This window comes from Capnocytophaga endodontalis, assembly GCF_002209445.1.
Classification (GTDB): domain Bacteria; phylum Bacteroidota; class Bacteroidia; order Flavobacteriales; family Flavobacteriaceae; genus Capnocytophaga; species Capnocytophaga periodontitidis.
Window position 1 is genome coordinate 532924 of the sequence record NZ_CP022022.1, and the last position, 19600, is coordinate 552523.

The following is a 19600-nucleotide window of genomic DNA, read 5'->3' on the forward strand; positions in this document are numbered from 1 at the left end:
TGGTTAACTAAAATGAATAAGATATTTTGTTTCCTACTTATTTATATTATAACACTAAGTTGTAATATCTACAATAAAAAAGAATTCTACACTGGTTATGTATATGATTTTGTTACCCGAAAACCTTTACAAAATGTTAAAGTAATAGAATTAGAAAGTAACCACGAAACGACAACCAATGAAAAAGGATATTTTAGTATGAAGAAGTTAGAAAATGTATCTTCAAGTCTTATTTTTGAAAAAGAAGGTTATAAGAAAGATACTATTCGTTCTATTCAAATACAAAATGGTGAACAACAACAAGAAGTTTTCAAAGGAAAAATAATTTATATATCTAAATTAAAAATATGAATCAAGAGTTGAAAAATAATAATCCCTGATTAACAGAATGTTATCGCTTTTGCATCGCGCCTCCCCCTTTGAAGGAAGTCTGCAAGAGCGGAGTATGTGAGGGGGGGATGTTTTAAATCAATAAGTTAATTTGACCCTTGATTGGCATTTTTAGAGAATATACAAATCGTTTAATACACTTTTAAAAAATGAACACATTCCTTTGTACAATAGATTTACAACCTAATATATTGTCCTCCGACCGTTTGAGCATTGCTCTCATAATGGCTGATGAACATACATTGTTTTTCAAATATTCAGAAAACAAACTCAATGCTGTAAAACATTTGTTTTCTCCTGAGGCTTTCAATATACTGAAAATATACTTAACATCTTTAGAAGAAAGTTTTAACTCCCATAATCAAGAATTGTTAAAAAAATGGGTGAACGAAGGTTATTTATCTTATTTAGAAAAGTATAACAATAATTTAGTATTGTTTTCTAAAACAAAAAAAGTAGCTGTACCTCTCAACCGAGAAATCTTTGGTAAATTCTTTGAAATGTATGTCTTTTCCTCTGAAAATAATTATCAAACAGAAGAATACTCACAAGAAAGCTTATTAACAGATATACTAGTGAGATAATTATCACACTATCCTAACCCCTGAAACCTAACCCCTGAAACCTGAAAAATGTACGACTTTATCATCATAGGTGCGGGACTTGCAGGCGTAAGCTTTGCCCATACCCTCGAAAAAAACGGCAAAACCTTCTGCCTCCTCTCCGATCACTCCCAAGTGGCGAGTGTCATTGCGGGAGGAGTTTATAATCCCGTTGTTTTAAAGCGATTTACCCCCGTTTGGCATTCTGAGGATATAATGAAAAGTGCCAACCGTTTTTACGACGAAATTGAGGCTAAAATGCAATGTCAATTCCGCGTTCCTATACACGTAGTGCGCAAATTCGCTTCTGTAGAAGAACAAAACAATTGGTTTACAGCTTCCGATAATCCGCTGCTTGCTCCTTATTTGAGTCCCGTGATATTGCCCGCTCTCAACGAGGCACTCCCAGCACCCTTTGGCTTAGGCGAAGTGCTCCACACGGGGAGATTGAACGTACAACACTATATAACCGAAAGTTTAAAACGCTGGCAAGCAGAAGGTGTGTGCTACGAGAAGACTTTTGTGTACGACGATTTAGAAGTATACGATACACACGTGGCTTATTGCGGAGTTACCGCCCGAAATATCATTTTCTGTGAAGGCTGCGGTATTGCCAAAAATCCGTATTTCAGCAAATTGCCTATGCGTCCGTGCAAAGGGGAGACCCTCACTATCAGCGCTCCTCATTTGCAGTTGCAACATATCTACAAAAGTGATGGAGTATTGATTCCGTTAGGGGATGATAAATATATACTTGGGGCTACTTACGACCCCGAAGATTTAACTGAAGTAATTACCGAAGCTGCCCGTACCGAACTTTTAGAAAAACTGCGCAAAATGACGAACGTTCCTTATGAAGTGCTAAGCCATCAAGCCGCAATTCGCCCTACAGTAGCCGATAGGCGACCCCTTTTAGGGCAACATCCTCAGCACTCACATCTGTGGGTGTTCAACGGTTTAGGTACCCGAGGCGTGCTCAATGCCCCTTACTGCGCCCAAGTGCTCTACGCCGCCGCTTTTGAAGAAATAGAAATCCCCCACGAAATGAATATCAACCGCTTCGCCAAGAGATTTAGGCATTAATCTTCTTACCTCTTATCTCTTATCTGATATAAATTTTCCCAAAACTTTCAGCTCTTCTGTCATTATCTCCAAAAGTTGCATAGCTTGCTCAAATTGGGCGTAATGTTCAAACCCTACATCTACGAAAAAAGCGTATTTCCAAGGTGTTTCTATCACTGGCAACGATTGTATTTTGGTCATATTTATATCGTGGTCGCGCAACACGTTCAGCACAGTGGCGAGACTTCCGCTCTTGTCGTATACTTGAAATTTTAGGGTAGCTTTGTCAATTTCTTCTTTTGGCAGATGGCTGTCAGTAGTAGAGAGCACCACAAAGCGCGTAGCGTTGCGCTTAATAGTTTGGATACTTTCAGCTAATATCGGCAAGTGGTAAAGTTCCGATGCCGAGGTTGAGGCAATTGCAGCGACACCTTTCAGCTGCTGCTCGTGAATTTCTTTAGCAGCTTGGGCGGTGTTAGTAGCTTCTACCAAACGGATATGAGGATATTGCTCAAAAAAATCTTTGCACTGCAATAGTGCCATATAGTGTGAGCGCACTTCGGTAATATCGGCTAAAGTTTGGTTGCCAAGAGCCATCAGGTGGTGCTGAATATTCATATAGTACTCGCCTGTGATGTGCAAGTTGTTGCGGTCGATAAGCGCATAGTTGGGCAGTATAGCCCCTGCAATGCTGTTTTCAATCGCCATTACCCCCCATTGGGCTTCCCCATTTAAGAGTTTTTTCACCACTATATCAAAATTGCGACATTCTATAACGTCTATATCCTTACCAAAATAGGCTTCAGCCGCCTGATAATGGAACGAACCTTGGGTACCTTGTATGGCTATTTTTTCATTCATAGTGCAAAAATACATCTTTTTTCTTGCATATTCAAAAAATTGTTGTACCTTTGCCCCCGATTTTAAGAATTATCGTTTAACTAAATACAAAAAATACACACGAAGAAATGACCTATATCAAGTTACATATCGCATCTGTATTACCTTTGCACAAGGTAACGCTTCGTGGCGTATCCGCTTGATTAGAATAATAGTATAATATATAGAAGAGCCCGAAGCACCCGCTTCGGGCTTTTTGTTTTTCCTCACAAATAAAACTTTTAGGACACTTTCCTATCACATTTTCCCGAAGCAATTAAATTGTAAGTTAGAACAATTTGCCTTCTGAAAATATCCTTATTTGAGGATTGTCCCCCTTCGGGGGTTCGGGGGCTGATTAATTATTAATTGTCAATTGTTAATTGAAAAATGGGAAATCTATATATTACCGCCGAAGGCGTTTCTCGCCTCCGAAATTTGCGTTCTCGCAAGCGCATTGCTCGAGAAGACCACGAGAAGTATTTGCGCGAATGTATCAAACGCCAAAAAGCACTCTTTAAACAACGCCGTGAACTGCCACTTGTACCACTCGAAAAACCTTACCAAAAGGGCTATGTGCGTTTCTTTGTACTGAGGGAAGATGTAAGGCAAGGCAAGCAAGCCGACTTTTTCGCGACACTTTTGGAGAAAATCAACACCTATCAATATGCTGATACACGTAAGTTTCAGAAGAAGAAAAAGCGCCGTGGCAAACGCGTTTACATAGCTCGTAAGCAGGAATTGTACGCTTTTAATCAATGGGAATGGCAAAGAGCCCTTGAAAGGGGGAAGTTTACTGAAAAAGAACGCGCCTATTTTGCAAAAATAGAGTGTTTCAATCGCCAAAAAGACCGTTTTGAAACCTATTACGAGTTTACCGAAGCGTGGCGTTTTGAACTGCGTGTAAAGCCTAATATGATCACCCACTACCGTCCGGTAGATGTAGCCATAGAGCGAGAACTCGCCGAGCTTGATAAAATCATAAATGACTATAAGAACTGGGGGATTATCCATAGCAAAATCTATGGAGGCAGTTATTCGTGGAATCAATTCCAAAAGCGCTATACGCCTAAGGAAAAGTACAAACGCACCCCGCTGAGAGAAATTGCAGCCCTTAAGTATCACACCTCAGCAATGGAAATCGCAGATATCCTTTTGGAGGTCAATCTTTAACCCAATCCGACCAATCCGACCAATCCGCCCCGTCAGACTTGTCCGATTTACAAAAAAACAAAGAAAAAAATGCAAGAAAAAATCATACAAATCACCGCAGGACGCGGTCCTTTAGAATGCCAATGGGTAGTGGCGAAAGTACTCAAGACTTTCCTACAAGAAGCTACTCAAGCAGGTATCGACTATACTATTCTCAGCCGAGAGGAAGGCGATGCCAATCTCACGGTTAAATCGGTTACCCTGCAACTCAAAGGCAAGGAATTAGCATCGTTTTTGAAAAGTTGGTTCGGCACCGTTTGCTGGATAGGCAAGAGCACTTTTCGCAAGTTTCACCAGCGCAGCAATTGGTATATAGGCGTTTTTGAACTCGACCAACTCCAACGCCAGACTTTCTCGGAGCGCGATGTACAGTTCCAAACCACTCGCTCGCAAGGCAATGGCGGACAGAATGTGAACAAGGTAAATTCGGCAGTGCGCGCCACCCACCTGCCTACGGGTATCAGCGTATTGGCACAGGATTCTCGTTCACAGCTGGACAATAAGAAACTCGCCCTTGCCCGCCTTAAAGAAAAACTCGCCGAAATAGAGCTTCAGCAACTTGCCGAGCAAGCACAGAGCCATTGGAGCAATCACACCCAAGTGCAACGTGGCAACCCTGTACGCACTTTCAAAGGTACCGATTTCAAAAGCACTTATGTAGAAAAGAGCTATAAGAAAGAACGCGCTGCTGCTAAGAGGGAAATTAGGGAATTTGTCAATTAGCAAATGCTTGTCGTGCTACGACCTTTACCAAAGTTGTCATCTCTGATAATCAATCACTTTTAGAGTATGTTGTGTAGGAAAGCCAGCGATAGCTGGGTATGTGCTGCAAACGCCCATTGCAAACGCCCTTCAAAAAACGTTTTATAAATGCTCTCCAAAAAAGAACTTTTTAGACACTCTCAAAAAAACAAACTTTATGACCGGAAGATTCTATCAAGATACCCATTTCAACCTTAGCATACTCAATGGTTTGACCATAGAGCAACTCAAAGTGTGTGTAAATCCTGATGATGAAAATATCTGTTTAGTTTATCTAAAAGCGGAAGGACAGCCTATTTTTCATTTCTTTTTAGATGTGGGTATTGCTTTTTGTGAGTGTTGGAATGAGTATGAAGTAGATGAGGACGATGATGCCTATCGCTTTGATGACCTTACTGAGGCTTGGCAACTCAAAGGCAAGCACATTAGCGCTATTTTTGCCCAAGAAGTAGCCGGAAATAGTGAAATTACCTTTCTTTTGGAAGAAGGTGAAAAGCTCCTGCTCTACTATTGCCCCACAGAAGATAAGAGCTATTTTATTAAGGATAATGAGACAATGAGCCGATGAGTCAATTTGCTAATTTGTCAATGAGTACGTCTCACAACTCGGAGATATTCCAAGTTTCTCCAAGTTTCTCCAAGTTTCTCAAGAAAATACTAATAACCCTATTCATTACTATGGAAGAACAAATACAAGAACTTTTAAATAGTATTCCTCAAGGAGTTACTTATACTACCTTTCCTGAAGAACTCGAACCAGAGGATATTTCACAAGAGCGCATTGACGGTCTTAAGAAACTGCTTACCCACGAAGATGTTTTTATTGAGCTTTCTGCTGCTAAATTGCTTTGTGCGTGGGGAATAGATGAAGGTTTTAGGGCTTTGATACAACTGTATGAAGCAGGAAAAACCGAAGGTTATTTTACTCGTCGTTTGCACGGTTATGAAGGAACCGCTGAACAACTGCTTTGGGTACTGTTGTGTTATCAATCTACTAAAGAAGAGATTTCAGAAGAAGCAGGTGAGAAAGCTCAACAACAAATTCGCCCTTATGTAAAGCAATTGTTACAAAAGGTGCATAACCCAGAGCAATGGAAAAAATATGTAGAGGGTATTATCAATTGACAAATTATTATGGCAAATTTAAAACTCAAAGGGAAAGACCTCCTCAAGTTAGGCTTCCCGAATAATCAATCTATCAATGTAGCGTTGGAAGTGATGAAACGTAATTACGCTACCAAGAATACCGCTTATGTAAAGTCGGTACTCGAAGATATTCTAAAAAATCCTGCGCAGTACGAAGGACATCTTACTTTTGGTCAGATAGCCGAAGCGTTGCTTTCGTCTACTAAAACCGAAAAGCGACAGCTCAACGCTACACGCGCCCCTTATCATATCTTTGGTGACGACATCACCGAAGAGGCAAAAACGCAACTCTACACCGCGCTAAAACTCCCTATTTCGGTAGGGGGTGCGCTGATGCCCGATGCTCATAGTGGCTATGGATTACCTATAGGGGGCGTATTAGCGGTAGAGAATGCCGTGATTCCTTATGGCGTAGGCTTGGACATCGGTTGTCGTATGTGTCTCAGTATCTTGGATATCCCTGCATCCTACCTTTCGGGGGCACGTGATAAGTACGAGAAAGCCCTTGCCGAGCATACGAAGTTCGGGATGTACGAAACCCACAAATCGCACATAGAACACGAGATTTTCGACCGCGATACTTTTTCGCTTATCCCTATCCTCAAACGATTGAAGGACAAAGCTATCAAGCAGATGGGTACTTCGGGCAGTGGCAATCACTTTGTGGAGTTTGGCGAGGTAGAACTCTTGGCAGACGACCCACAGATAGGTTTGCCCAAAGGAAAATATCTCGGTATACTTTCGCATAGCGGGTCGCGTGGTTTTGGGGCTGAAATCGCTCAGTATTATGTGCGTGTGGCAGCCGAACAATGTCCGCTCCCGAAGGAAGCCCAACAGTTTGCGTGGCTCGACCTCAATACCCACTTAGGGTTAGAGTATTGGACAGCTATGAACCTCGCTGGCGATTACGCATCTGCCTGTCACGACGATATCCACCGCCGATTGATAAAGGCTGTAGGTGGTCGATTGAGAGCACGTATCGAGAATCACCATAATTTTGCGTGGAAAGAAATTCACGATGGTAAGGAGGTGGTGGTACACCGCAAAGGGGCAACTCCAGCAGGGGAGGGGGTACTGGGTATTATTCCTGCCTCGATGACCGATGCCGGTTATATCGTGCGCGGCAAAGGCAATGCCCAGAGTTTCGATTCTGCTTCACACGGAGCAGGGCGCGCTTTCTCGCGCAATGAGAGCAAGAACCGATTTACCAATTCCGATATCAAAAAAGCCCTCAAAGCCAAAGATATTACCCTCATCGGGGGTAATGCCGAAGAAGCTCCTATGGCGTATAAAAACATAGAAACCGTAATGGCTTCCCAAAGCGATTTGGTAGATATCATCGGTACTTTCCAGCCACGCATCGTGCGAATGGACAAGTAATCCGTTATTTTTGAATTATGTTATGATGAGGCTGTCTGAAAAGTCTCAAAATCACTTTTGCGTCACTACACTTTGCCAAAGTTTTAATTGCTCGTCGTGCTACGACCTTTGCTAAAGTTGATTAGTCTGATTATCAATAATTTTTGAAGTATGTTATGTACGGGCGTTTTGCAAACGCCCACATAAATAGAACTTTTCGGACAGTTTTTTTATTTGTTTATATGCTAATTATCTTGTATCTTTGCCAAAAATAGAAAATATTATGCCTTATACAGTTACCATTACCGATAACAATCCACAAGCACTACACCTTGTGAGATATCTTAAAACACTTGATTTTGTAAAAGTTACAAAGCAAAAAGAGCCTAAGTACTCTCAGGAAGTGTTGGACGCTTCTAAAGTATTAAAAATGACCCCTGAGGAAATCGTAGAAGCTGCTAAAGAAGAAGAAATGACCCCTGAGGATTACGCGTTTGTGATGACAATCTCTAAAAAGATAAATCACAATATAGCTAAACGTTGGGATGAACATTTTAATATTTAATTTTTAATATTATATGATTATCATTGCCGACAGTAACATTTTTATGAGTGCTCTTGTAAATCCTACAGGGCGTACAGCTTCTATATTAGCCGAAAGGAAGAAAATACAATATATAGTGCCTGACTATCTCATTGCCGAAGTAACTGAACATATTCCTGATTTGGTAAAACGCTTTAAAAATCAGAAAACAAAAAAAGAACTATTAGCTGATTTTAAAAAGTTATTAGAAGGTGTTACCATTGTAAGTGAAAAAGAGGTTAAAAAAGTTAATGCTATTAAAGCAAAAGAAATAGTTGCTGATATAGATATAAAAGATTATCCTTTTATTGCTCTTCATCTGCAAATCAAACACAAAATATGGACTTCTGATAAAATCCTTGTAAAGGGTCTTACTGAAAAAGGTTACGGACATTTCTTTACCTCTACGGAAGAATTGAGTGAACATCTCTACAAAAAATAAAACCTCTAATTTACTTATTTTCAGTTGAAGAAACGCTCCTCTCACATAAAAAATATGCTATATGTTTTGTTGCTTCCGCTGTTTTTCATTTTCATATTGTTTATCCGCTTTTTTGATAAGATGGACGAGAAAATACATATTCGCACTATTCTCGCTTGGATATTCTCACCTTACTGCCCTATATATAACGTCAGTTCAATATAACAGAACATTGATTTACAGCTTTGTAACATAATATATTCACAAAATAATTCACCGTCAGGTGAAAATTCGTGAGATAATAAAAAAATAAAAACTTTTATACACTCCCAATTTCGTGAAAATTCGTGTAATTCGTGGGAAATTAAAAATATTTTACTGATTGTTAAATAATTACTTACGACGAACTCACGTTATATATAGGGTTGCGATGGATAGTGAAAAAACTTTTTGGACAAAGCAAATTCTAATAGTAAGACTTTTTTGATAAGAAAAATTGTTTTTCTATGTATTTTTTATACCTTTGTCATTAAATAATAAATACGTTTAATTAAAAAAAGAAATATGAAAAAGTATTTAGCAGAAATGTTTGGCACTATGGTGCTCGTTTTAATGGGATGTGGTGTAGCTGTGAGCTTAGGTTGCACAAATGCTGATCCTTCAACAGTAATTGGTACAGCGTTAGCTTTTGGTTTATCGGTTGTAGCAATGGCTTATACCATAGGAGGCGTTTCAGGATGCCATATCAATCCAGCCATTACGTTGGGAGTATTCCTTTCAGGAAGAATGAATGGCAAGGATGCTGTGGGGTATATGATCTCACAGGTTATTGGAGCGCTAATTGGTTCAACGCTTTTGTTTGTTTTGACCTCTAATGCAGGTTTAACAGGCACAGGTGCTAATGATTTGCAGGATGCAAATGTAACTGTTTTAGGCGGTTTGTTGGCAGAGATTATTTTCACTTGCGTGTTTGTGCTCATCGTTTTAGGAGCAACATCAAAGGAAAATGGTGAAACCAACAAATTTGCTGGCTTAGCTATTGGTTTAGGTTTAGTACTTATCCACTTGGCTTGTATTCGTTATACAGGAACTTCAGTGAATCCTGCGCGTAGTATTGCTCCAGCTCTCTATGCTGGTGGCTCTGCTTTAGAACATCTTTGGATTTTTATTGTAGGTCCATTTATTGGTGCTTGTTGCGCTGCAGGTATTTGGAAAGTGATTGAAACCAAAAAATAAGAATTGTTTGGGATTTATAAAAAACAAGGTGTCACAAACACCTTGTTTTTTATGTCATCAATTTGATAATTATCAAATAATACGTACCTTTGCCCTTTCAAAACTTTTCACTTTTCACTAAAAATATATGGCAAAAGAAACCCCTTTGATGAAGCAGTACAATCAGATAAAAAGCAAATATCCTGATGCTTTACTGCTGTTTAGGGTAGGCGATTTCTACGAAACCTTCGGTGAAGATGCCGTAAAAGCCGCTCATACCCTCGACATTGTGCTCACCAACCGCAACAACGGCACCGAGCGCAGTGAATTGGCGGGTTTTCCTTACCATTCTATCAATACCTATCTTCCCAAGCTCGTAAAAGCGGGCTACCGCGTGGCAATATGCGACCAGCTCGAAGACCCTAAACTCGTGAAAGGCATTGTAAAGCGAGGTGTTACCGAACTCGTTACCCCAGGAGTTGCCCTCAACGACGATATATTACAAAGCAAGAGCAACAACTTCTTAGCCTCAGTATGGTTGGGCAAACAAGGCTGCGGTGCAGCTTTTCTCGATGTTTCTACCGGTGAGTTCTTGGTAGCACAAGGCGATAAAACCTATATCGATAAGCTCTTGCAGAACTTCCGCCCCAGCGAACTGCTCGTTGCTAAACACCAAAAAAAGGAATTTGCCGAGTATTTTGGCGACGACTTTCACTGTTTCTACTTGGAAGATTGGGTCTTTAAAGACGATTACGCCCAGCAGGTACTCACCAAACACTTTCAAACCAACTCTCTCAAAGGCTTTGGCATAGACGAACTCACCGAAGCGATTCTTACCGCAGGGGCTATTCTCTACTACTTATCCGAAACCCAACACCACCAACTCCAACACATTACTGCCATTCAGCGCATCGCCGAAGAGGCTTATGTATGGCTCGACAAGTTCACCATTCGCAATTTGGAACTCTATGCGGGCAATACCACCCCCTCGGTGAGTTTGCTCGATGTGATTGATAAAACGCTATCGCCTATGGGTAGCCGTACCCTCAAACGCTGGTTGGCGTTACCGCTGAAAAAGTTAGACAAAATCCGTCAGCGTCACGAGGTGGTCGATTACTTTTTGAAACACATCGATGTATTAGAGCAGGTGAAAACAGCCCTCAGTCGTATGGGCGACATCGAACGACTGATTTCTAAAGTCGCTACTCTTAAAATCAATCCGCGGGAGGTAGTGCAATTGCGTGCTTCCTTGGAACATATCCCCCTGATAAAACAGTTGTGTTTGGCTTCTGCCAATGAATCGCTTACCCTTTTGGGCGATAAACTCCACAGTTGCGAACAGCTCAGTGCACGCATCGCCGAAACACTTAGTGAGGATGCCCCAGTAAACATCGCCAAAGGCAATGCTATCGCCAAAGGTTTTTCGGCAGAATTGGACGAACTGCGCGGACTCTCGCATTCGGGTAAAAGCTATTTAGACGATTTGCTCTTGCGCGAAAGCCAACGCACAGGTATTCCTTCTTTGAAAATAGATAGCAACAACGTCTTTGGCTACTATATCGAAGTGCGCAACACTCATAAAGATAAAGTCCCCCCCGATTGGATACGCAAGCAAACCCTTGTGAATGCCGAGCGTTATATCACTGGAGAACTCAAAGAATACGAAGCCAAAATATTAGGCGCTGAAGAAAAAATCGCTCAGTTAGAACAATCGCTATACGCCGAACTGATTGCTTTTATCAGTGAGTATATTGGTCAGGTACAAACGAACGCCACCCTTATCGGTCAGCTGGATTGCCTCTGTGGTTTTGCTACTTTGGCGATGGAAAACAACTATCACCGCCCCGAGATGAACGAGGGGTACGCCATTGACATTAAGGACGGTCGCCACCCTGTGATTGAAAAGCAATTGCCCGTAGGTACACCCTACATTGCCAACGATGTGTATTTAGACCGCGAACGCCAGCAAATCATAATGATTACCGGACCTAATATGTCGGGTAAATCGGCTATTTTGCGACAAACTGCCCTGATAGTCCTCTTGGCACAAATAGGCAGTTTTGTGCCTGCTGCCAGCGCTCAATTAGGTATCGTCGATAAGATATTCACCCGCGTAGGGGCAAGTGATAATATTTCTATGGGTGAATCTACTTTTATGGTCGAGATGAACGAGGCAGCCCTCATTTTGAACAACATCTCCGATAGAAGTTTGGTGCTCTTGGACGAAATCGGGCGTGGTACGAGCACCTACGACGGCATTTCCATAGCGTGGGCAATCGCCGAATATTTGCACGAGCACCCTAGCAAAGCCAAAACCCTTTTTGCGACCCACTATCACGAACTCAACGAGATGAGTGAGCAGTTCGAGCGCATCAAGAATTACAATGTATCGGTAAAAGAAACCAAAGACAGCGTACTTTTCTTGCGCAAACTCACCGAGGGCGGTTCAGCGCACAGTTTTGGGATACACGTCGCGAAGATGGCCGGAATGCCTCAATATGTCATTCAGAAGGCGAATAAAATGCTTAAAAAGCTCGAGGAGAGTCATAATGTAGTCCCCACTGCCGAAGTGGTTAAAAACGCCCAAAAAGAAATGCAATTGAGCTTCTTTGATATGAACGATCCACTCTTAGAAGCCCTAAAAGAAGATTTACTCAGTCTCGACATCAACACCCTCACCCCCGTAGAGGCACTGATGAAACTCAACGAAATGAGAAAACGAATTAGCTAATTAGCAAATGACGAGTTACGAATGACGAATTACGAGTAGCGTCGCTACAGAGGCTGTCCGAAAAGTCTAAAAATTGCTTTTGCATCATAAACTTTGTCAAAGTCCCAAAACTTTGACAAAGTCTATGAATCTGACAATCAATTACTTTCAGAGTATGTTATGTAGGAAAGTCAGCGATAGCTGAGTATGTGCTGCAAACGCCCACATAAATAAAACTTTTTGGACACCCTCTTGGAAACCTACTCCCTAAAATCTAATTACTATGCGATTTTTTAGATATTCATTGCTTTTATATAATGCACTCTCTGCTATAGGAATTTTCTTATTAGTGATAGCAGGATTTTTCTATGCAATTCTTATTTTAAGTATTCCTTTATATGCTACCTATAGAGCCTTTACTGATAAAGACCCTGTGATCAGGAAGAGATATACCTTTTCTGCTATTGCTAGTGCTATTACTTTCTTTTTAATAGGAATTCTCGCTCTTATGATTTCCAAAGGTATTCAAAAAGATAGAGAAGAACAGAGATTGCAACAACTACAAGAGTCTGTTAGGTAATTAGCTAATGACGAGTGACGAATTACGAGTAGCGTCGCTACACTTTGCCAAAGTCCAAGGACTTTGGCAAAGTCTATAACCATTTAAAAATAAACAAAAATGAAAAAAACAATTTACACACTTTGTGCAGGCGTATTTGCACTGCTTACAGTTATTGGCTGTTCTAAATCTGATGACAACGACAGCAAAAAGAACAAGGATAAAAATGATATCGAAGTTACAAACTTCAATATTCCTAAGGAAGCTAAAACTATTCTGCCCGACAAAACTCTTACCGAAATGGTTGCCAACGGAATGACCATTAACGAGGGGACTACTCCGCCTAATATCGAGGGTATCTATTTGCTCGATAACCTCAAATTCCTTTACACCAGCGACCCCGACGATCATTACTTTACCAAAGGCGATCCAGCTGCCGATTATAAATATAAGTTTTTATGATCAACAAGGAGTAAAGGTAAAATCGAATTACAAAGTGCTGAAATTTGGTGTGTTTGATGTAGCTACAGGCTATGGAGCTATCATTTCAGGTAGCGGTAACAAGTTCACCGTTTTCCTAAGCCACGCTGCTAATACAGAAGGTGTAAAGAATAACGATATAACTCTAATTTCAGGTGAACTGACTCCTCAAGGCATTAAAAACTTAACATTTGTGCTAACAGTTACCGAAAAACAAGATGCAAACAACCAAATAATGAAGGTAGGTACCTATCGCATTTTTACTCACTACGAAAGTATCGCTTAAAAACAAACAGCGTATTAAACCTCGAAGAGGATATTGGATAGGCGTAAATTCGTAGCAAGAAAAAAGAAATACCTTTACGGCGACTGATAAACAACAAATAAAAAAACTTCTCTTGATGAGAAGTTTTTTTTATTTTTTAAGGAGCCTTATACTCCATTGCTCTAAGGGCTGCCAATTCTTTTTCGGTAATTCTTTTATAGGTAGTGGTAGAAGGTTTTTTGTTTCCATCTACATCTATATAGGCACCCTCTATCACAAGTTTACCCTCAGTAATGGTAAAATTGGTAGTGCCATTTTTGGTTGTAAAGGTATTCCCTGAAAGCGTATAAGCCAAGAGCTCTTGCTTTTCATAGCCGCAATTGCCATTTCTCTTCTTAAACGAAAGAAGTTCTATTGTCTTTTCAGTAAAAACAACCGTTTCTTTTATTGTACATTCTGAGACTGCCATTGGTTTCCCATCTATGGTAGACGATTCCATTTGCCACGCTCCTATAATTTCAGGAGATTTTTGAGGAGGTGTGGGTGTGTCATTATCCTTTATAATTTCAGGAGATTTTTCAGGAGGTGCGGGTGTGTCATTATCCTTGCTTCCACAAGAGGTTACAAGGGTTGCCAGTGCTATAAAAGCACCTAATAAAATTTTTTTCATATCCGTTGTGAATTTTTAGTTTGAGGGTACAAAAGTAAGAACTATTTGTCAATTAGGCAATTTATCAGTTAGTTTTTTACGATATTGGATGTTTTCTTATCAAAAAAAAGTAACTTTTGAGTGGAAATAATCCTATATCAATTATATTTCGGCACTTTGGCAGTAGCACCAGTGTTTGTTAAATTGTTGTTAAAAGATTTGGAAGTGTTCTATTTAAAATAGTACATTTGCCTCCGATTTTTTAAAGAAACAAAAATGAAAAGAACAATCTACGCACTTTGCACAGTGGTATGTGCATTATTTGTAATGACTTCCTGCTCAAAATCAGATGATGAAAAAGGAGGAGGAATAAAAAACAATAATTTCTCTTCTGAGGTAACAGCCGTTGCCTCTAAAGACCTTATCCAAAAAATGGCTACTGGTGGAGCTACTATCTATGGTGGCACAACCCCTCCTGAGGTTAAACTTCCTTCTGGGTTCCTTTTTCATACAGGAGAAATAGTGCTCAGCCATACTACTCTTGGAAGTGAAGAGCCATTGATAGGTAAAGTTCACGATGGCTTCTTTTATAAATTTTACAATCAGAGTGGCTCTAAACTAAAAGTAGATTATTTCAACCAATCAGGAAGAACCTATGCTGCTAATGGTGTAGATGCGGTTATCTCAGGAGAAGGGAATAATTTTACTATTTTCTTTCTCAACAAAGAAAGAGATTTAGTTGCCCTTTCAGGTGAATTTACCGGAGATGCAATAAAGGATTTTCAACAATCAGTTATTAATAAAATAGAAAAACCTGTGGGAACAGTACGCGTTTTCAAAAGCAAAAGTGGCTATGCCGAAAGTACACGTGAATTCTAATGAGTAAATTTGTCAATTCACAAATAAATAAAAACTTCTCTTTATCTAAAAATAAAGGGAAGTTTTTTTATATCTATCCTCTAACCCCTGTCCCCTGTCCCCTAACACCTAATACCCTACAAAACCCCTTTTTTCCTCGCGATGTTAATCGCTTCTATAAGGCTTTCGGCATTGAACTTTTCTCGTATATTTTGTCGGTGTCTATTCACTGTGTAAGTGCTGATGAAGAGCTTTTCAGCTATTTCTTTGCTAGAAAAACCTTGAGAGGCAAGTGTGAGTATTTCCTTCTCCCGTGGAGTAAGTGCAAAAGCGTCCTCTTCTTCTATTTTTATAGGGATAATCTCCCCCGTTATACAGTGTTTCATTTGCACCCTTACCGGCAAATTCTCCGATTGGTCAGGGGCAATTTCTATAATGCCTAAGGCGAGGTAATTGTCGTCAGTAACTTCTAATAGTTGCATCTCGTTAGTCACGCGCCCATAAGTGCCATCGGTTGCCATTCCGCGATAGTCGTAAATGTATTTGTACTGCACTTGTTCTTCTTTGGGTAAGGACGATAGAAACTCGTAAATCTTCTCATCTATGAGCTCTTTCATCGCCAAATCATCGGGGTGAATGCGTCGTTTCAGCGGATAATCTTGCATTTCACTACTGTCGTTCTTAGGAATATCGTCGTAACCAAAGAGTTTAAACTTATCGGAAATAAAATAGAAATGCTCGTTTTTATCTACTATAAAAACAGCATTATTCCCTATTTTTGCAAGCATTTTGGCATAAGGGATATACTTCTGTGCCAAGATTTCCATAGAGGCTGAGGTGCTCATCGTCAATTAAAAATGGTTATTTTTGCGTATTGTCACACTTGCGCAACCGCCGTAATTTTGCCCCAAAATTAATAATTATTTCTCAAAGATGAAAAATTACAACAGTATTATTATAGGCAGTGGCTTGGGCGGACTCATCGCCGGAGCTACTTTGGCACTCTGGGGCAAGAAGGTAATTGTGCTCGAACAACACTACATCGCTGGCGGTTGTGCCACCGCTTTTAAACGCAAAGATTACTTAATGGAAGTAGGTTTGCACGAAATCGACGGACTCCACGAAACCGACCCTAAACGTCCTATCTTAGAACTTTTAGGTGTGTTTGAGGAAGTAGAATTTCTAAAAGTACCCGAATTCTACCATTTGAAGAAGCAAAACTTCCAGTGTACTTTGCATCACGGGGCAGAAGCCAAAGAAAAACTCATCGTCGATTTTTCCGATAGCAAAGCCGAAATTGAACGCTTTTTTAAACTTATCAATAAGCTTTACGCCGAAATGCGTCGGCTTCCCCGCAACAAATGGCTCAATATATTGCTCTACCCGCTGATGCCTTTCTTGATTCCTACGATCATCAAAACTTCTACAATGAACACAGGTGATTGGCTGGATGCAAATATCAAAAATGAAGCGCTCAAAAACGTGCTTACAGCTAATTTAGGTTATTATACTGATGACCCTTATAACCTCTCACTGATGTACTTCCTGATGGCACAAGGTAGCTATCTAAACGGAGGGGGCAACTTCGTGAAAGGGGGTTCGCAATCGCTGTCTAACTACTTGGTGCGCTTTATTGAAAAGCGTGGCGGACAAGTGCTTACGGGTAAATTCGTTGAAGAGATTTTGGTGGAAAACAACCAAGCGGTGGGGGTGAGCTATCGCGATACGTTCAACAGTTCGGCAGCTAAACAATCGCTCTATGCCGATAGTGTGGTCGCCAATGCCGCCCAACCTATAGTTGCCCAGATGCTCCCCGAGCCTTATCGCTCTAAATTAGCACAAAAGGTGGCACCTTTAGAACTCGCCTGTTCCTTGCTCACCATTTATTTGGGTTTCAATACCGATTTGAAAAAACTCGGCGTAAACCACTATTCTACCATCATTCAAGGTCAAAAAGACTATAAACTGAAAGATGTAAAATCCGATTCGCAAGGTGATTGGGCTCAAAAATCATTTACTTTTGTGAATTACGGAATGGTAGATGCCCAGTTAGCTCCTGAGGGAAAGACGGTAGGAGTAATTTGTGCCATTGATTACCTCAAAGAATGGGAAGGACTCAGCGAAGCGGAATATCAGCAGAAGAAGGAAAGAGTCGCACAGCTGTTTTTAGCGCGTTTAGAAGCCGAATTCCCCACTATTCTTGATTACTTGGAGTATTATGAGGTAGCGACTGCCAAAACGATAAAAAGATACACTTTAAACCCGCAGGGCACCCCCTATGGCTATGTGCAATCGGTGAAACAGACTTATCCTAAACGCGATAAGCTCACCACTTCACCGCTGAAAAACTTGTACTTTGCCTCAGCTTGGGCGCCTTCAGGTGGGGGGTATTCAGGGGCGATTTACAGCGGTTTTATGACGGCAAACAAGATGAAAACCCAAGTGAAATGGCGTGACTACGCACCCTCAACGCTCACCGATGAACGCTGTGTAAAACTCTTAGCCAAAGACCTCATCGCCGATAATACTATCTTGCTCACTTTTGAAAAACCTAAAGACTTGGCGTATAAAGCAGGGCAGTATGCCGTTTTGCGCCTCGATAACCCTCGTTATACCACATTGGATATACCTTTGCGTCCGCTTTCAATGGTTTCTCATCCTAAAGATGACACTTTGCAGTTCGCAATGCGCCTCAGCGATAGCAGTTTTAAGAAAAGTGTTGCCGCAATGGCGATAGGCGATACCGCTACGATATTCGCCCCTATGGGTAATTTCACTCTTAAAGCGAAAAATAAGCGCATCGTGTTCCTCGCCTCAGGCATTGGCATTACCCCCGTACTCCCAATGCTCAAAACCTTAGCACAACAGCAATTTGCAGGTGAAGTAGCAGTGTTTTACTCTAATAAAACCGAAACCTCAGCCGCTTTTCACAGCGAATTACAACACAGCACTTTGGCTAACTATAGCTATCTGCCCGTGTTCACCGCCACCCAAAAGCGCCTCAACGCTGCTTTTTTAAAGGAGCATCTCCACACCCTCACCGATTGTGAGTATTACATCGTGGGAACCCATAGCTTTACCAAAGCAATGCAGGAACTCCTTCTCAACGAAAAAGTCCCTGCAGCGTTTATTTTTAAAGATGATTTTGGTTCAGCTTCTTAAAGTCTTATTACCTAGAGCCAAGAAGTCTTAGGCTCTAGGTCTTACCAACTTTTGTCCTCAGTACTGTGTACTCTCCACTCTTGATAGCCATTAATAAGCCATTCTTTTGTGCTGATATCATACTTTATTACTTGATAGCTTAGTGGATTGTTTTCATCTTTATAGAAAAGATAAATATTACCATCTCCACGAACATTTGCAGCAAGGTTGTCTTTTAAATATCCATAATACACAAATCTATCTTTTTCTTTAAGGAGTTTATGTTTTACAAATTGGTTTTTAATTTCTTTAGAAAGATTTTCTTTTTCAAACGAGGAGTAAAAGTTTCGGTTTCTGCAATTTGAAAGTTTTGCCATAGCGAACCTGAGAAATGAGAATTACTAAGAGAAACGTTGGTACATTCACCTTTACCAATGAGTTTGATACCGCGAAAATCTTGTAAGTCATCGTCTATTGTAGTACCAAAAAGAGACACACTAAGGTTTTGAGTTGCTGTAAGCACCTCTTGCAAAGTGAGATAGATATCTCAACGTTTTTTGAGTTTTATGGGTATTGCCATAGGGTTAATTTGCCAATTCTCTAATTTTTCTTATCTTTCCAAACATCGGGATTGAAGTAGTAAGTAAGTCCTACTTGGTAGACTACATTTTTAGGTTCGTAGCGGAAAGGGTATTCACGCGTATAATCATCTTTTGTAACACTCCATCGTCCGCCTTTGATACGTGCTTCAAGAGAAAGTTGTGGATTGAGGTATATTTCAAGTCCCATAAATCCAGCGATGTCCATCATACGTTGGTCGGGGATTTGAGCATCCTTGCTTAGAGCAAAATCAAGAGATCCTCCGCAATCTAAGCGCATTCCTTTAAAGAATCTAAAACTCATTACATACCCCACTGATAGATAAGGGATAGAGTAGGAAGTGTTGATACCTTTTTCGGAGTATTTGTATTTACTACCTTGACCTGAGTAGGTGAGCTCAAATTTACCTGCAAGAAATTCGTATACATAGTCGGTATAGACAAATCCGAAGTAAGGTTTTTGAACGGGATCGTAATCACCATCACCTCTGAAAGAAAGGTTAGCAAAGTTTATCCCACCTTTAGCACTCAAGGTACTATAGCGCAACCAATCATTTTGTGCTTGTGTGGTAAGGCTTAAGAGCAAAAACAAAGAAGTGATATATTTCATAGTTGATTTACTAATTAGCTAATTATAGGGCAAAAGTAGAGTATAATTCACAAATGAGCAAATTTGGTGCGAGCTACAAGCTCTATTTATAGTAGACA

The 19600-nt window shown here is 40.5% G+C and carries 22 protein-coding genes; 17 read left to right on the plus strand and 5 right to left on the minus strand.

Annotated elements, in window-relative coordinates:
* Window positions 1-12 precede the first annotated feature (12 nt).
* The 3 genes from CBG49_RS02570 (at window position 13) to CBG49_RS02580 (ending at window position 2075) form a co-directional block, all read left to right on the plus strand.
* Complete coding sequence (locus CBG49_RS02570; RefSeq protein ID WP_088593250.1) at window positions 13-351, plus strand: carboxypeptidase-like regulatory domain-containing protein; 339 nt, start codon at window positions 13-15, stop codon at window positions 349-351.
* 188 nt (window positions 352-539) lie between these two features.
* The gene (locus CBG49_RS02575) at window positions 540-974 is read left to right on the plus strand and encodes a hypothetical protein (RefSeq protein WP_157668354.1); all 435 of its coding nucleotides are present in this window, start codon (window positions 540-542) and stop codon (window positions 972-974) included.
* A gap of 48 nt (window positions 975-1022) precedes the next feature.
* Window positions 1023-2075 carry an NAD(P)/FAD-dependent oxidoreductase gene (locus CBG49_RS02580; protein WP_088593252.1) on the plus strand — a complete coding sequence of 351 codons (1053 nt, stop codon included), beginning with the start codon at window positions 1023-1025 and terminating at the stop codon, window positions 2073-2075.
* Between the two features lie 12 nt (window positions 2076-2087).
* On the opposite strand, the gene CBG49_RS02585 is transcribed toward CBG49_RS02580, so the two are convergent.
* On the minus strand, window positions 2088-2915 hold the full coding sequence (locus CBG49_RS02585) for a prephenate dehydratase (RefSeq protein ID WP_088593253.1): 828 nt from the start codon (window positions 2913-2915) through the stop codon (window positions 2088-2090).
* A gap of 408 nt (window positions 2916-3323) precedes the next feature.
* Between CBG49_RS02585 and CBG49_RS02590 the strand changes: the two genes are divergently transcribed.
* From CBG49_RS02590 to CBG49_RS15995, 12 genes are all read left to right on the plus strand, one after another.
* Complete coding sequence (locus CBG49_RS02590; protein ID WP_088593254.1) at window positions 3324-4106, plus strand: hypothetical protein; 783 nt, start codon at window positions 3324-3326, stop codon at window positions 4104-4106.
* Window positions 4107-4175: 69 nt separating this feature from the next.
* Complete coding sequence (gene prfH, locus CBG49_RS02595) at window positions 4176-4868, plus strand: peptide chain release factor H (protein WP_088593255.1); 693 nt, start codon at window positions 4176-4178, stop codon at window positions 4866-4868.
* Between the two features lie 196 nt (window positions 4869-5064).
* Window positions 5065-5475 carry a hypothetical protein gene (locus CBG49_RS02600; protein ID WP_088593256.1) on the plus strand — a complete coding sequence of 137 codons (411 nt, stop codon included), beginning with the start codon at window positions 5065-5067 and terminating at the stop codon, window positions 5473-5475.
* Window positions 5476-5585: 110 nt separating this feature from the next.
* Complete coding sequence (locus CBG49_RS02605) at window positions 5586-6032, plus strand: hypothetical protein (protein ID WP_088593257.1); 447 nt, start codon at window positions 5586-5588, stop codon at window positions 6030-6032.
* A gap of 9 nt (window positions 6033-6041) precedes the next feature.
* Window positions 6042-7433, plus strand: a complete 1392-nt coding sequence (locus tag CBG49_RS02610) for an RtcB family protein (RefSeq protein ID WP_088593258.1) — start codon at window positions 6042-6044, stop codon at window positions 7431-7433.
* 262 nt (window positions 7434-7695) lie between these two features.
* A complete protein-coding gene (locus CBG49_RS02615) occupies window positions 7696-7977 on the plus strand; it encodes a hypothetical protein (protein WP_088593259.1) in 282 nt (93 codons plus the stop codon).
* Between the two features lie 13 nt (window positions 7978-7990).
* Window positions 7991-8437 (plus strand): PIN domain-containing protein, encoded by a 447-nt coding sequence (locus tag CBG49_RS02620; RefSeq protein WP_088593260.1) that lies wholly within the window; start codon window positions 7991-7993, stop codon window positions 8435-8437.
* A gap of 543 nt (window positions 8438-8980) precedes the next feature.
* The gene (locus CBG49_RS02625) at window positions 8981-9652 is read left to right on the plus strand and encodes an MIP/aquaporin family protein (RefSeq protein WP_088593261.1); all 672 of its coding nucleotides are present in this window, start codon (window positions 8981-8983) and stop codon (window positions 9650-9652) included.
* Between the two features lie 127 nt (window positions 9653-9779).
* Window positions 9780-12362, plus strand: coding sequence for a DNA mismatch repair protein MutS (mutS, locus tag CBG49_RS02630; RefSeq protein ID WP_088593262.1), 2583 nt, complete (start codon window positions 9780-9782; stop codon window positions 12360-12362).
* A gap of 262 nt (window positions 12363-12624) precedes the next feature.
* Window positions 12625-12921 (plus strand): preprotein translocase subunit SecG, encoded by a 297-nt coding sequence (locus CBG49_RS02635; RefSeq protein ID WP_088593263.1) that lies wholly within the window; start codon window positions 12625-12627, stop codon window positions 12919-12921.
* Between the two features lie 99 nt (window positions 12922-13020).
* Window positions 13021-13362 carry a hypothetical protein gene (locus CBG49_RS15990; RefSeq protein WP_227002938.1) on the plus strand — a complete coding sequence of 114 codons (342 nt, stop codon included), beginning with the start codon at window positions 13021-13023 and terminating at the stop codon, window positions 13360-13362.
* 34 nt (window positions 13363-13396) lie between these two features.
* Window positions 13397-13666 (plus strand): hypothetical protein, encoded by a 270-nt coding sequence (locus CBG49_RS15995; RefSeq protein ID WP_227002939.1) that lies wholly within the window; start codon window positions 13397-13399, stop codon window positions 13664-13666.
* A 136-nt stretch (window positions 13667-13802) separates the two neighbouring features.
* Here CBG49_RS15995 and CBG49_RS02645 read toward each other — a convergent pair whose 3' ends face one another.
* The gene (locus CBG49_RS02645; RefSeq protein ID WP_227002940.1) at window positions 13803-14315 is read right to left on the minus strand and encodes a lipocalin-like domain-containing protein; all 513 of its coding nucleotides are present in this window, start codon (window positions 14313-14315) and stop codon (window positions 13803-13805) included.
* A gap of 255 nt (window positions 14316-14570) precedes the next feature.
* On the opposite strand from CBG49_RS02645, the gene CBG49_RS02650 reads away from it, so the two are divergent.
* Window positions 14571-15173, plus strand: a complete 603-nt coding sequence (locus CBG49_RS02650) for a hypothetical protein (RefSeq protein WP_088593264.1) — start codon at window positions 14571-14573, stop codon at window positions 15171-15173.
* A 116-nt stretch (window positions 15174-15289) separates the two neighbouring features.
* Here the strand turns inward: CBG49_RS02650 and CBG49_RS02655 are convergent, their stop codons facing one another.
* Entirely contained in the window at window positions 15290-15997 is a 708-nt protein-coding gene (locus CBG49_RS02655) for a response regulator transcription factor (protein ID WP_088593265.1), read from the minus strand.
* 88 nt (window positions 15998-16085) lie between these two features.
* Here CBG49_RS02655 and CBG49_RS02660 point away from each other — a divergent pair, with 88 nt between their 5' ends.
* Complete coding sequence (locus CBG49_RS02660; RefSeq protein ID WP_088593266.1) at window positions 16086-18314, plus strand: FAD-dependent oxidoreductase; 2229 nt, start codon at window positions 16086-16088, stop codon at window positions 18312-18314.
* A 41-nt stretch (window positions 18315-18355) separates the two neighbouring features.
* On the opposite strand, the gene CBG49_RS15815 is transcribed toward CBG49_RS02660, so the two are convergent.
* Window positions 18356-18670 (minus strand): hypothetical protein, encoded by a 315-nt coding sequence (locus CBG49_RS15815; protein WP_162613454.1) that lies wholly within the window; start codon window positions 18668-18670, stop codon window positions 18356-18358.
* Window positions 18671-18893: 223 nt separating this feature from the next.
* Entirely contained in the window at window positions 18894-19502 is a 609-nt protein-coding gene (locus CBG49_RS02675; protein WP_009413053.1) for a hypothetical protein, read from the minus strand.
* Window positions 19503-19600: the final 98 nt, after the last annotated feature.